General features: G+C 71.7%; 10 protein-coding genes. 5 read left to right on the forward strand and 5 right to left on the reverse strand.

Annotated features, from left to right (window positions below):
- Nucleotides 1-195: 195 nt before the first annotated feature.
- The 4 genes from ACFWFI_RS32200 (at nucleotide 196) to ACFWFI_RS32215 (ending at nucleotide 7,116) form a co-directional block, all read left to right on the forward strand.
- Nucleotides 196-1,071, forward strand: a complete 876-nt coding sequence (locus ACFWFI_RS32200; protein ID WP_387397079.1) for a serine hydrolase — start codon at nucleotides 196-198, stop codon at nucleotides 1,069-1,071.
- A 163-nt stretch (nucleotides 1,072-1,234) separates the two neighbouring features.
- Nucleotides 1,235-4,978 carry an ABC transporter ATP-binding protein gene (locus ACFWFI_RS32205; RefSeq protein ID WP_387397081.1) on the forward strand — a complete coding sequence of 1,248 codons (3,744 nt, stop codon included), beginning with the start codon at nucleotides 1,235-1,237 and terminating at the stop codon, nucleotides 4,976-4,978.
- 90 nt (nucleotides 4,979-5,068) lie between these two features.
- Entirely contained in the window at nucleotides 5,069-5,554 is a 486-nt protein-coding gene (locus ACFWFI_RS32210; protein WP_387397083.1) for a hypothetical protein, read from the forward strand.
- 77 nt (nucleotides 5,555-5,631) lie between these two features.
- A complete protein-coding gene (locus ACFWFI_RS32215; RefSeq protein WP_387397086.1) occupies nucleotides 5,632-7,116 on the forward strand; it encodes a S28 family serine protease in 1,485 nt (494 codons plus the stop codon).
- Between the two features lie 46 nt (nucleotides 7,117-7,162).
- Here ACFWFI_RS32215 and ACFWFI_RS32220 read toward each other — a convergent pair whose 3' ends face one another.
- The 3 genes from ACFWFI_RS32220 to ACFWFI_RS32230 form a co-directional block, all read right to left on the reverse strand.
- Nucleotides 7,163-7,807, reverse strand: coding sequence for a hypothetical protein (locus ACFWFI_RS32220; RefSeq protein ID WP_387397089.1), 645 nt, complete (start codon nucleotides 7,805-7,807; stop codon nucleotides 7,163-7,165).
- Nucleotides 7,808-7,907: 100 nt separating this feature from the next.
- Nucleotides 7,908-9,764 carry a glycoside hydrolase family 3 protein gene (locus ACFWFI_RS32225; RefSeq protein WP_387397092.1) on the reverse strand — a complete coding sequence of 619 codons (1,857 nt, stop codon included), beginning with the start codon at nucleotides 9,762-9,764 and terminating at the stop codon, nucleotides 7,908-7,910.
- Between the two features lie 181 nt (nucleotides 9,765-9,945).
- On the reverse strand, nucleotides 9,946-10,854 hold the full coding sequence (locus ACFWFI_RS32230; protein ID WP_387397095.1) for a LysR family transcriptional regulator: 909 nt from the start codon (nucleotides 10,852-10,854) through the stop codon (nucleotides 9,946-9,948).
- Between the two features lie 99 nt (nucleotides 10,855-10,953).
- Here ACFWFI_RS32230 and ACFWFI_RS32235 point away from each other — a divergent pair, with 99 nt between their 5' ends.
- A complete protein-coding gene (locus ACFWFI_RS32235; RefSeq protein ID WP_387397098.1) occupies nucleotides 10,954-11,865 on the forward strand; it encodes an EamA family transporter in 912 nt (303 codons plus the stop codon).
- Between the two features lies 1 nt (nucleotide 11,866).
- Here ACFWFI_RS32235 and ACFWFI_RS32240 read toward each other — a convergent pair whose 3' ends face one another.
- Nucleotides 11,867-12,655 carry a sugar phosphate isomerase/epimerase family protein gene (locus ACFWFI_RS32240; protein ID WP_387397101.1) on the reverse strand — a complete coding sequence of 263 codons (789 nt, stop codon included), beginning with the start codon at nucleotides 12,653-12,655 and terminating at the stop codon, nucleotides 11,867-11,869.
- Between the two features lie 60 nt (nucleotides 12,656-12,715).
- Nucleotides 12,716-13,366, reverse strand: a 651-nt coding sequence (locus tag ACFWFI_RS32245) for a substrate-binding domain-containing protein (protein ID WP_387397103.1), incomplete at its 5' end; no start/stop codon positions are given.

Here is a 13,366-nt window from a genome sequence, read left to right on the forward strand (position 1 = left end):
GCTTCCGGCCCGGACCCGGCGAGGGGAACGGCGTGGCATCGGTCACTGCGCCCGGCCCGGAGGCCCGGCGCCGCGGGGCCGACAGCCAGGTGGCCCACCTGGCTGTGTCCCAGGCCATAGGTCGGTTTGTCCGCGTCCATGCATCATGTCCGGGTGCTCCGTCGGGGCGACCAGCGAGACGGTGCGGAGGACGGCATGACTCACCAGCGAATGTCCCGGTACTCCCGCGCCGCGTTCCGGACCGCCCTGATCGGCGGCGTTCTCGCCCCGGCGGCCATGGCGGCGTCGCCTGCCACCGCAGCCCCGGCCCCTGCCGTCTCCTGCGCCTCGGACCGGGCGGGGCTCGCCGCCGAGCTGTCCAAGGACATCACCGCAGCCCTCAAGGGGCACAGGTCCACCACCGCCCTGGCGGTGCAGGATCACCGGACGCATACGAGCTGCACACTGCGGCCCACCCAGCAGGTGGACTCGGCGAGCGTGGTCAAGGTCACGGTCCTCGCCGCACTGCTCTGGGACGCGCAGAAGGCGAACCGGCCGCTCACCCCGCACGAGCGCGAGCTCTCCACAGCCATGATCACCAAGTCGGACAACGACGCGACCAGTGAGCTGTGGGACAAGCTCGGCCCCGCGAAGGTCAAGGGATTCCTCAAGGCGGCGGGTATGACCCGTACGGCACTGGACGCCAAGGGCGCATGGGGGCTCACGCAGATCACCGCACACGACGAACAGCGTCTGCTGACCCTGGTGACGGCCGGGAACAAGGTCCTCGACGACAGCTCGCGGGCCTTCGTCCTGGAGCGGATGCGCAAGGTCGTGCCGGAACAGCGCTGGGGCGTTCCGGCCGGAGCCCCGGGCGACGCGACGGTCCAGCTCAAGAACGGCTGGCTGGAACGGTCCACCCACGGCTGGCGGGTGCACAGCGTCGGCGCGTTCAGCGGCAAGGGCCACGACTACGTGATCACCGTGCTCACTCAGGACAACAAGACGATGGAGGACGGCATCGACACCATCCAGGCCGTCTCCAGGGCCGTCCACAAGGACATCGGGCCCGCCCGCCTCGCGCACGGCTGATCCCGGCCACCGCTGTTGGCCGGCCGGGTGGTCCTAGGACCACCCGCCCCCCGTCTCCGCCCATGGGCCGAGAATTGTTGCGGAAGGATGAAATCCGCTACTGGCCGCGTTGGGGAGATGCGGTAGGTCAGGCGGGGCAACGGGGCGAAATCAGGAGGCACGGGTGGCGGGCGCGGAGAAACAGGGCGCGGAGGCGCAGGGGTGGGGCCGGAGGCTGACCGCGTACGCGTGGCGCTACCGGCGCAACGTCGTGCTGGCACTCGGGTCGTCGCTCGCCGGCATGGGCGTGATGGCCCTCGTCCCGCTGATCACCAAGGTGATCATCGACGACGTCGTCGGCAGCCACACGCGCTCCCTCGGCCTGTGGACCGGCCTGCTCATCGGGGCGGCCGTCCTCGTCTACATCGCCACCTTCGTCCGCCGCTACTACGGCGGACGGCTCGCCCTGGACGTCCAGCACGACCTGCGGACCGAGATGTACGGCACCCTCACCCGGCTCGACGGGAAGCGGCAGGACGAGCTCTCCACCGGGCAGGTCGTGGGGCGGGCCACCAGTGACCTTCAGCTGATCCAGGGGCTTCTCTTCATGCTCCCGATGACCATCGGGAACATCCTGCTCTTCGTCATCTCCCTGGTGATCATGGCGTGGCTCTCGCTGCCCCTGACCCTCATCGCCCTCGCCGTCGCCCCCGCCCTGTGGTTCATCGCCCGCCGCTCCAAGGCCCGCCTCTTCCCTGCCACCTGGTACGCCCAGAGCCAGGCCGCCGCGGTCGCCGGAGTGGTCGACGGGGCCGTCTCGGGGGTCCGGGTCGTCAAGGGGTTCGGCCAGGAGGAGCAGGAGACCGGCAAGCTCCGCGAGGTCAGCCGCAGGCTCTTCGCCGGCCGGCTGCGCACCATCCGGCTGAACTCCCGCTACACCCCGGCGCTCCAGGCAGTCCCCGCGCTCGGCCAGGTCGCGATGCTTGCCCTCGGCGGCTGGCTCGCCACCCGGGGCGAGATCACGCTCGGCACGTTCGTCGCCTTCTCCACCTACCTCGCCCAGCTCGTGGGCCCGGTCCGGATGCTCGCCATGGTGCTCACCGTCGGCCAGCAGGCCAGGGCCGGTGTGGAGCGTGTCCTGGAGCTGATCGACACCGAGCCGTCCATGGCGGACGGCACGAGGACGCTCCCGGCCGACGCCCCCGCGCGCGTCGAGTTCGACGACGTCCGTTTCGGCTACGACGACGACCGCCCCGTCCTGGACGGGTTCTCCCTCACCATCGAGCCGGGCGAGACGGTCGCCGTCGTCGGTGCCTCCGGCAGCGGCAAGTCCACCGTCTCGCTCCTGCTGCCCCGCTTCTACGACGTGTCGCACGGTGCCGTCCTGGTCGGCGGCCACGACGTCCGTGAGCTGACCCAGGACTCGCTGCGGGCCGCCATCGGGCTCGTACCGGAAGACAGCTTCCTCTTCTCCGAGTCCGTCGGCGCCAACATCGCGTACGGGTACCCGGGCGCCACCCAGGAGCAGATCGAGCGGGCCGCGCGGGCCGCCCAGGCGCACGGCTTCATCTCCGAGCTGCCCGCGGGGTACGACACCAAGGTCGGGGAGCACGGGCTCACCCTCTCCGGCGGCCAGCGCCAGCGCGTCGCGCTCGCCCGCGCCATCCTCACCGACCCCCGCCTGCTGCTCCTCGACGACGCCACCTCCGCCGTCGACGCCCGCGTCGAACACGAGATCCATGAGGTCCTGGCGCAGGTCATGGAGGGCCGTACGACCCTGCTGATAGCGCACCGCCGCTCCACGCTCGGCCTCGCCGACCGCATCGCCGTCCTGGACCAGGGGCGGCTCGCCGACATCGGCACGCACGCGGAGCTGGAGCACCGCTCGGCGCTCTACCGCCGGCTGCTCACCGACCCGGACGAGATGGGCGGCACCTCTCCCGGACACCAGCCGTCGGCGATCGTGGCGCCCGAGGACGACCGCGCGCTCCAGGACGAGCTGGACGCCGAGTTCGACGCCGAGCGCGGTGTCACCCCCGGGCTGTGGATCCGCAAGGAGGAGCAGCGCGACGCGGCGGCCGCAGGCATGCCCGCCACCCCCGAGCTCCTGGCCCAGGTCGACGCGCTGCCGCCGGCCACCGACGTCCCCGCCATCGACGAGGCGAGCGCGGTGCGCCCGGAGAAGTCGTACGGCCTGCGCAGGCTGCTGCACGGCTTCGGAGCCGCGCTGCTGGTGAGCCTGGGGCTGGTCGCCGTCGACGCGGGCATGGGATTGCTCCTGCCCGTGCTGATCCGGCACGGCATCGACGACGGCGTCACGAAGATGGCGCTCGGCGCGGTCTGGGCGGCAGCCGGGCTCGGACTGCTCGCCGTCCTGGTGCAGTGGCTGGCCCAGATCGGTGAGACCCGGATGACGGGCCGCACCGGCGAACGTGTCCTCTACTCCCTGCGCCTCAAGATCTTCGCGCAGCTCCAGCGGCTCGGCCTCGACTACTACGAGCGCGAGCTGACCGGCCGGATCATGACCAGGATGACGACGGACGTGGACGCGCTGTCCACCTTCCTGCAGACCGGCCTGGTCACCGCCTTCGTCTCCGTCGTCACCTTCTTCGGCATCACGGTCGTGCTGCTCGTCCTCGACATCCAGCTGGCCCTGGTCGTCTTCGCGACGCTGCCGGTGCTGATCGTCGGCACCTTCTTCTTCCGCCGTAAGAGCGTCAAGGCCTACGAGCTCGCCCGTGAACGCATCAGCGTCGTGAACGCCGACCTCCAGGAGTCCGTCTCCGGGCTGCGGATCGTCCAGGCGTTCCGGCGCGAGCGCGACGGCGCCGAGCGGTTCGCGGCGCGCAGCGACCACTACCGCCAGGCCAGGGTGCGCGGGCAGTGGCTGATCTCCGTCTACTTCCCGTTCGTGCAGCTGCTGGCCTCGGTCGCTGCGGCCGCGGTGCTGATCGTGGGCGCGGGCCGTGTCGACAACGGCACGCTGACCACGGGCGCGCTGGTCGCCTACCTGCTCTACATCGACCTGTTCTTCGCCCCCGTGCAGCAGCTGTCCCAGGTCTTCGACGGATACCAGCAGGCCAGCGTCTCCCTCGGCCGGATCCAGGAACTCCTGCGGGAGCCGACCTCCACGGCCGACCACGAGGAGCCGCTGGAGGTGGCGTCGCTGCGCGGCGAGATCGCGTTCGAGGACGTGTCCTTCGCGTACGCCGGCGAGGAGGAGGCCCTCACCGGCATCGATCTGCGGATCCCGGCGGGCCAGACTGTCGCCTTCGTCGGCGAGACGGGGGCGGGCAAATCCACCCTGGTCAAGCTCGTCGCCCGCTTCTACGACCCGACGAGCGGACGGGTCACGGCGGACGGTACGGATCTGCGCCGGCTCGACAGGACGGCGTACCGGCACCGGCTCGGAGTCGTACCGCAGGAGTCCTACCTCTTCGAGGGGACGGTCCGCGACGCCATCGCATACGGGCTCCCGGAGGCCACCGACGCCCAGGTGGAGGCGGCGGCCAGGGCGGTCGGCGCGCACGACATGATCGCCACCCTGGAGAGCGGCTACCTCCACGAGGTCGCCGAACGGGGCCGCAACCTCTCGGCCGGCCAGCGCCAGCTGATCGCGCTCGCCCGCGCCGAGCTGGTCGACCCCGACATCCTGCTGCTCGACGAGGCGACCGCCTCCCTCGACCTCGCCAGCGAGGCCCAGGTCAACCAGGCCACCGACCGGCTTGCGGGCCGGCGCACCACCCTGGTGGTCGCCCACCGGCTGACGACGGCCGCCCGTGCCGACCGGGTCGTGGTGATGGACCGGGGCAGGGTCGCAGAGGACGGCACGCATGACGAGCTGCTGGCCAGGGAAGGCGCGTACGCGCGGCTGTGGCGCACCTTCATAGGAGAGGGCATAGGCGAGGACACCCCGGCAGGCGTATGACGTCCGCCGGCCGCCCGGCCGTTCGTCCCCGCCGCTCCGGAACCCGACGGCCCTCTTCCCGCGTCGTACACCCATGCGTACGCGTGTCTGATGAAGGCCAATGTGTTCGACGAGGTGGGCGGGGTGGATGAGGTGGACGGTGTGGAGAGACCGCTGAGGTCTTCGGGGCGGCGAGGGCGGTCGGGGCCGACGGTGGGCAGGCGCATGGCGGCGGCGCTCCTCGTCCTCCCGCTGCTCGGGGCCCTCGGTCTGGTGCTGGGCCCCACCGGATCGGCCCCGGCGCAGGCCGCGTCGGCCTGTCCGGGGCGGCTGGTCAAGACGGTGACGTTCTCCACCGGTTCGCTGCGCGTCTACAAGAGCCGTGCCTACGCGTGCGCCGTCACCGTCGCCAAGAAGCCGGGCGCACGCCGGACGATGCGGGTGTCGCTGCAGCCGCGCGGTGGCCGTGCGGTCGTCGACAGCGGCAGCTTCACCAAGCTGGCCGGCCCGGTCACCGTGCACGCGCTGAACCGCTGCGTCCGCGCCTCGGGTTCCGTCGGAGGCTCCTCCGGCTCCACGGGATGGATCCTGTGCTGACGTGCGAGTGGGTCTGGCGTTACAGGTGTTGCCCCCGCTAGGTTCACGGCGACTGTCGTGAATCAAGGGGAGGGTGCATGCGCAAGGCGCTCAGGGGCGTTCTGTCGCTCGCGGTGCTCATAGGCACAGTAAGCGCGACCGGGGCCTCGGCCGGTGCGGCCACCGCCGCGGAACCGGCCGCGAAGCAGAGCAGCGGCTCCACCAGCAGCAACGAGAGCAGCAGCGAGGACATCAAGGACCGCATCCTGGCCATCCCGGGGATGAGCCTGATCGAGGAGAAGCCGTATCCCGGTTACCGCTTCTTCGTCCTCAACTACACCCAGCCGGTCGACCACAAGCACCCGTCCAAGGGCACCTTCCAGCAGCGCATCACCCTGCTGCACAAGGACACGACCCGGCCCACGGTCTTCTTCACCAGCGGCTACAACGTCTCGACCAACCCCAGCCGCAGCGAGCCGACGCAGATCATCGACGGCAACCAGGTGTCCCTGGAATACCGGTTCTTCACGCCGTCCCGCCCGGCACCGGCCGACTGGTCGAAGCTGGACATCTGGCAGGCCGCCAGCGACCAGCACCGGGTCTTCAAGGCACTGAAGAAGATCTACTCCGAGAACTGGCTCACCACCGGCGGCTCCAAGGGCGGCATGACCGCCACCTACTTCGAGCGCTTCTACCCGAAGGACATGGACGGCGTCGTCGCCTATGTCGCCCCCAACGACGTGGTGAACGACGAGGATTCGGCGTACGACCGGTTCTTCGCGCGCGTCGGCACCAAGGAGTGCCGGGACCGGCTGGGCGGTGTCCAGCGCGAGGCCCTCGTCCGCCGCGAGCCGCTGGAGAAGAAGTACGAGGCGTACGCCGCCGCGAACGGCCTGACCTTCGACACCGTCGGCACGCTCGACAAGGCGTACGAGGCCGTCGTCATGGACTACGTCTGGGCGTTCTGGCAGTACAGCCTGCTCGCCGACTGCGACTCCATCCCGGCCGACGCCCCGAACGCCACCGACGAGGAGATCTGGGACTCCATCGACGGCATCTCGGGCTTCTCCGCCTACGCGGACCAGGGCCTCGGGACCTACACGCCGTACTACTACCAGGCCGGCACGCAGCTCGGCTCGCCCGACATCAAGCAGCCCTGGCTCGGGAACCTGAGCCGCTACGGCTACCAGCCGCCGCGCAACTTCGTCCCGCGCTCCATCCCGATGAAGTTCAAGCCGTCGGCCATGCGTGACGTGGACAGTTGGGTGAAGAACAACGCCCGGCACATGCTGTACGTCTACGGGGAGAACGACCCCTGGGGCGCCGAGCCCTTCCGCCTCGGAAAGGGCGCCCGGGACAGCTACGTCTACACGGTGCCGGGCGGCAACCACGGATCCAAGGTCGCCGGCCTCGTGGCCGACGAGAAGGCCGCGGCCACCGCGGCCATCCTGCGCTGGGCCGGGGTCGCGCCCGCGGCCGTGGAGGCCGATCCGGCGAAGGCGAAGCCCCTGGCCAAGTTCGACGCGCGCCTGGACGTGCGCGATGCCGAACTCCGGCGGGACCAGGGCACGCTGCGGCCGTAGTACGGACCGCGCAGTGAACGAGTGGGCTGCGTTCGCCGGGTGTTGATCACACCCGGTGGGCGCAGCCCACCGGCGTGTCCCCGCCCAGCTGCACATACAGATCCGTCGTGCCGGGGCACAGGGCGCGCCGCGCCACCGCCGAGCCGACCTCGAACTCCGGTGGGCGCTCGCCCGATCCGTCGCAGGCGGTCTCCCTGACCTCGCCCTCGCGGAAGCTGTAGACACAGTCCCCGACGACCGTCAGCGGACCGCCGCCCTGCCCCGGATCACCCGGGTGCGGGGACTCCAGGTTGCGCATGCACGCGTACCCGCGGGGCTCGGCGGGGCTGCTCCGCGAGGGGTCCGGGGCGCCCTGCGGGGGAGTGGGGCCGCCCCCGGAGATGTGCAGGACGAAGTCGGTCGTGGGCGGACACGCCGGTCCGTCCGACGGTGCGCCGGTGTACCGGGCCAGCACCCGCGCCGCCGCCTTCTCGCTGCCGCACGACACCTCGCGGAACACCTCTCCACGCGAACTGCAGTCGGCGGGTCCCAGGAACTCCACCCCGTAGCCCGAGGGTGCCGTGCTGTCCCGCGGTCCTCCGGCGGGCGTGCCCGGCGCGGTGTCCACCGGCTGCCGGCAGGCGCTCAGGACGAGCACCGTGACGACGGGCAGGAGGGCGCGCAACACCCCCGCGACACGGCGCTCTTCCATGGTCGACCCCCCGGTGCGCCCACAGGGGCGTGCACCCAGCGTGACCCGCCGGAGCGGGCACACGCCAGGTGCACGGGGTGTTTTTAGCTCATTGGGGTGGTTACGGCGAGGGCGTGGCGTAGGCCCGGTACGACAGCCCGTAGCCGACGGGGTACAGCGCCTGCGCGGGCGCGTCCGCCCGTTGCACCGGGACGGGGAGCCTGCCTTCCGGCCGGGCCCGCCCCGCGATCACGCGAGCGGCGGCCCGCAGCTCGACGTCCGTCCAGGAGTAGGCGGCGAGGCTCGCGGCGTAGCCCGTTCCGGCCAGCTGGGCGATGTCGTACGGATTCCGGATCGCGAGTGTGATCACCGGGACACCGGTGGCCGCGAGGGCGCTGACCAGGGTGCGCTGGGCGCTGGTCGCCGTGACGTTGTACGTGCCGACGATCACCGCGTCCTTGCCCTCCGCCGCCGCGACGGCCTCGGCGATCTTCGCCTGGGTGGGCGCCGTGCCGGTGGACAGCGCGGTCGCCGCGTATCCCAGCTCCCCGAAGGCCCCGGCGAGCGTGGTGGTCGGGGGGCCGGTCGTGCCGGAGGGGGAGGCCGGATCGGCGCCGACCACCAGGAGGTTCTTGTGGGACCGGCGGGAGAGGGGCAGCAGCGAACCGGTGTTGGCCAGCAGCGTGGTCGTCCGCTCGGCGATCCGGTCGGCGGTGGCGAGATGCGACGGGATGCCGACGGTGCGGTCGACACCCCGGTGGGTGACGTACGGGTCGTGGAACAGCCCGAGCCTCGTCTTCAGCCGCAGGATGCGGAGAATCGATTCCTCGATGCGGGCCTCGCTGATCTCGCCGCCCTTCACGGCGTTCAGGACGGCGTTCCGGGCGACCTTCAGGTCCGGCGGGTTCAGCAGCTGGTCGACGCCCGCCAGCAGTGCGAGGACGGGGACGCGCTCGTCCCCGTACTTCGTGCGGACACCCTCCATCCCCAGGGCGTCGGTGACCACCACGCCGTCGTAACCGAGCTCCTCGCGCAGGATGCCGGTGAGGATCGGGCGGGAAAGGGTGGCGGGGTCCTCCGACGGGTCCAGGGCGGGCACCACGATGTGCGCCGTCATGATCGAGTCGATGCCGGCGGCGACGGCCGCACGGAACGGCGGGGCGTCCAGCTCGGCCCACTGCTCGCGGGTGTGGTGGATGACGGGAAGGCCGGTGTGGCTGTCGGTGCTGGTGTCCCCGTGGCCCGGGAAGTGCTTGGCGGTGGAGGCGATCCCGGCGCTCTGATACCCCTTCACCTGCGCGGTGACCATTCCGGCGACCGACTCCGGGTCGGAGCCGAAGGAGCGTACGCCGATCACGGGATTGGCCGGGTTGACGTTGACGTCCGCGTCCGGCGCGTAGTTCTGGTTGATGCCCAGCGCCGCCAGTTCGGCCCCGGCGATCCGGCCGGCGGTGCGGGCGTCGGCGCGTGAGCCGCCCGCGCCCAGTGCCATCGCGCCCGGCAGCAGCGTCGCGGGCTCGCCGACGCGGCACACGATTCCGTGTTCCTGGTCGGTGGAGACGAGGAGCGGCAGCGGAGTGGGCCCGGCGAGTCCGGCCCGCTGGATGCCGTTGGAGAGGTCGGCGATCTGGTGCGGGTCGCGGGTGTTGTGCGCCCAGGCGAAGTAGATGATGCCGCCGACGTGATAGGTCGAGATCAGCTCGGCGGCGTCGCGGACCCCGATCTCGGCGAGGTTGGCGTCGATGTCCGCCTGATCGGGCTCGGTGGCGGAGTGCCCGTACACCCGCATCACGAAGAGCTGGCCGACCTTCTCCTCCAGGCTCATCCGGGCGATGAGCCGCTTGAGACGGCTGTCCGTGGAGGTACCGGACGCGGCTGCCTGCGCGGTGCCGGGCAGAGCGGCGACTCCGGTCGCCGCGGCCGCGGCGGTCGCCGCAGTGGCGGTGAGGAGGGTGCGTCTGGAGGTGCGGTAGTGCACGTGAGCCCCTTCCGGTGCTGAAAGAAACTTCCAAGAAGGTACGGATATATGGAAAGTAACTACCAGTCAAGGGGGCGGTCCGAGAAACGGGCGTGACTCGCGGAAGGGCGAGTGGTGTGCGTGAGCCCTCGTCCCCGTCGTGGGGAGCGTGCCCCGTCGTGCCCGTCGTGCGCGTCCGTCGTCAGGAAAGGCCCGCTCCCGCGCCGTGCCCGCGCAGCACCGACACCGCCGCGATGATCGCGGGCCGCCGCGCCGCCTCCGTGCGCCACAGCGCGTACAGCCGCCTCACCGGCACGGGGTCCAGCCGCACCGCGACCACGCCCGGCGGCAGCGGTCCCCGGCCCAGCCGCGGGATCATCGCCACGCCGAGCCCGGCCGCGACCAGGGCGAGCTGGGTGTGGTTCTCCTCGGCCCGGTGCCGGATGTCCGGCTCGCATCCCGCCGCCCGCAGCGTCCGTACGAGCCAGTCGTGGCACACCGTGCCGGGCGGCTGGCACACCCACCGCTCCTTGGCCAGTTCCTCCCGTCGGACCGCCTCCCTGCCGGCGAGCGGGTGCCCCTCCGGCACCAGCAGATCGCACCGGTCGTCACCGAGCACCGCCTGTGCGACGCCCTCCGGTGCGGGCAGCGGGCTGATGTCCCAGTCGTGGGCGACCGCGAGATCGATCACGCCCTTCGCCACCAGATCGACCGAGAGGTGCGGATCGACCTCGGTGAGCCGCGCGTCCAGCGCCGGGTACTCCCGCCCCAGTTCCGCCAGCACCCCCGGCAGCAGCCCGCGCGCCGCGGAGGCGAACGCGGCGATGGACAGCCGTCCCGTCGGCTGCCCCCTGCGCTGCTCAAGAGTCGTCTCCGCCTGCTCCACGATCGCCAGCAACTGCTGGGCGGTGGAGGCGAGATGAAGCGCGTCCTCGGTGAGTGCCACCCCGCGGCCGCGTCGCTCCAGAAGCGTCGTACGGGTCTCCCGCTCCAGCTTGGTGATCTGCTGGGAGACCGCGGAGGCGGTGTAGCCGAGTGCGGCGGCGGCACCCGCGACGGAGCCGTGGACGGACACGGCGTGCAGGGCGCGCAGCCGGGACAGGTCGAGCACCGGGACCTCCGAGCGAGCGGGAAGCGTAAGCAGTACTCAATCCAACCATGAAGAAATCCGCGCTGGTGCTACATGGTCCCGGCGTCGGATGCTCGGTGCATGCGTCCCCTCCACATCGCCCTGGCCGCGCTGGTCGCCGCCGTCTGGGGCGTGAACTTCGTCGTCGTCGAGCTGGGTCTCGCCCACTTCCCGCCCCTGCTCTTCTCCGCCCTGCGCTTCCTCGTCGCCGCGCTGCCCGCCGTGTTCTTCGTCGGGAGGCCCACGGTGGCGTGGAAGTGGATCATCGGCGTGGGCCTCGCCCTGGGGGTGGCCAAATTCGGGCTGCTCTTCATCGGGATGGACCAGGGGATGCCCGCCGGGCTCTCCTCCCTCGTCCTCCAGGTCCAGGCCGTCTTCACCGCGCTGTTCGCGGCCCTGGTCCTGTCCGAACGCCCCGGCAGGGCACGTGTCCTGGGGATGGGCGTCGCGCTCGCCGGCATCGGGGTTGCCGCGGTCGACGAGGGTGCGGGCGGGCCGGTCCTCGCCTTCGTCCTGGTGATCCTGGCGGCGGCATGCTGGGGCGTGTCCAACGTGATCACCCGCAGGGCGGCTCCGCCGGACTCCCTCAACTTCATGGTGTGGGTCTCGACCGTCCCGGTGCTGCCGCTGCTCGGCCTGTCCCTGCTCTTCGAGGGCTGGGACCGGGACACCGAGGCCCTGGCCGCGCTCGACTGGACCGGCGCCGGAACCGTCCTCTACGTCGCCTGGATCTCGACGGTCTTCGGCTTCGCGGCCTGGGGCTTCCTGCTCCGCCACCACCCGGCCTCGTCCGTGGCCCCGTTCACCCTGCTCGTGCCCGTCTTCGGGATGTCCTCGGCCGCGCTCCTCCTCGGCGAGTCGGTCAGCCCTCTGCGGTGGTGCGCGGCCGCGCTGCTGGTCGGCGGGGTGGCCCATACCTCCCTGGCCAGGCCCCGCCCCGCCGTCCCCCCACCACTGCCGGAAGGCCGGGAAGCCCAGGAGGCCCGGGCCTGACCTACTGCTTCGGCGCGCCGAGACGCAGGACGTGCTCCCGGCCCGCTGCCAGCAGCTCCGGCAGGTCGGCGGCTCCGGCGTACCAGCGCTTCTCGTACTCCCAGCAGACCCAGCCGTCCTGGTCCAGCACGTCCAGGCAGGCCTTCAGCGGCAGCACCCCCGCACCGAGGGGCAGCGGTGTGGTGTCCTCGGCGGAAGCGATGTCCTTGACCTGTACGTATCCGAGGTGCGGGGCCAGCACCGCATGGCTGGCCGCAGGTTCCTCACCTGCCAGCCAGGTGTGCATGACGTCCCAGATCGCACCGATCTGCCCGTGCCCGACGGTTCCCACCACCCGGGCCACGTCGGCCCCGGCGCGGTGCGAGTCGTGGGTCTCCAGGAGGATCCGCACACCCAGGTCGGCGGCGTGCGGGGCGGCGGCCCCCAGTCGCCGCGCGGCGATCGCGTCGGCCTCGGCGGGATCCTGGTCCCCGCCGCCGGGAAACACCCGGACGTAGGCCGCACCCAGGTCGCGCGCCAGTTCCACCAGCCCGGCGAGCGCGGCGAGCACCGGTTCGTCCTCGCCCTCGGCGGCGACCCTCACATACCCGGCGACGGTCAGGATCTCGACCCCGCCACGCTTGAACTCCTCGGCGACGGCGGCCCGTTCGAGCGGGCTGAGGCCGGGGTGGACCGGCTCCTCGGGATGGGCGCGCAGCTCCACCCCCTGGTAGCCGTTCTTGGCGGCGAGCCGCACCACGTCCGCCACGGGCATGCCGGGGACCCCGAGGGTCGAGAAAGCGAGCTTCACGGTGTGTGTCCTTTCATCGGTGCGGTCCTGACCCGTACCCCTGTTCGCGGAGGAGAATCCTCACCCCTGCCGCGGCGGCGCGGTCGATCCCCGTTCCATGAGTTCGGCGGCGATGGTCGCCATGCCTCCCGGCGGAGGTGTCTCCTTGCCCATCGCCAGCCGGCCGGCCCGTGCCCCCGCCTCGAACAGCGGCAGTCGCACTGTCGTCAGGGCGGGTACGGCGTCCACCGAGAACGGGAGATCGTCGAATCCGGCCACCGAGACGTCCTCGGGAATGCGGAGACCGCGGTCCCGGACCGCGGCGCAGGCACCCAGTGCCACGGTGTCGTTGGCGGCGACGACTGCCGTCACATCCGGTTCGCGGCGCAGGAGTTCGAGCGTGGCGTCGTAGCCGGAGCGCCGGTCGTACGGGCCGTGCACGGTGACGCTCTCCTCGTCCCCGTACAGCCCCGCCACCTTCATGGCCTCGCGGTGGCCCTCCAGTCGGTGCCGGGTCGTGGTGCGCTCCAGGGGACCGGCGACATAGCCGATCCGCCGGTGCCCCAGGCCGATCAGATGCTCGGTGAGCTGTCGGGCGCCGCCCCGGTTGTCGAAGGCCAGCGCGGCGACCACCGCGTCGGTGTCCGGCAGCGGGGGGCGGCCGCAGAAGACGATCCGGGTGCCGGCGTCGGCGAGTTTGGCGAGCTTCACGGCCATCGCGGCCTGGTGCGC

The sequence above is a fragment of the Streptomyces sp. NPDC060209 genome (assembly GCF_042728155.1).
Taxonomy (GTDB): domain Bacteria; phylum Actinomycetota; class Actinomycetes; order Streptomycetales; family Streptomycetaceae; genus Streptomyces.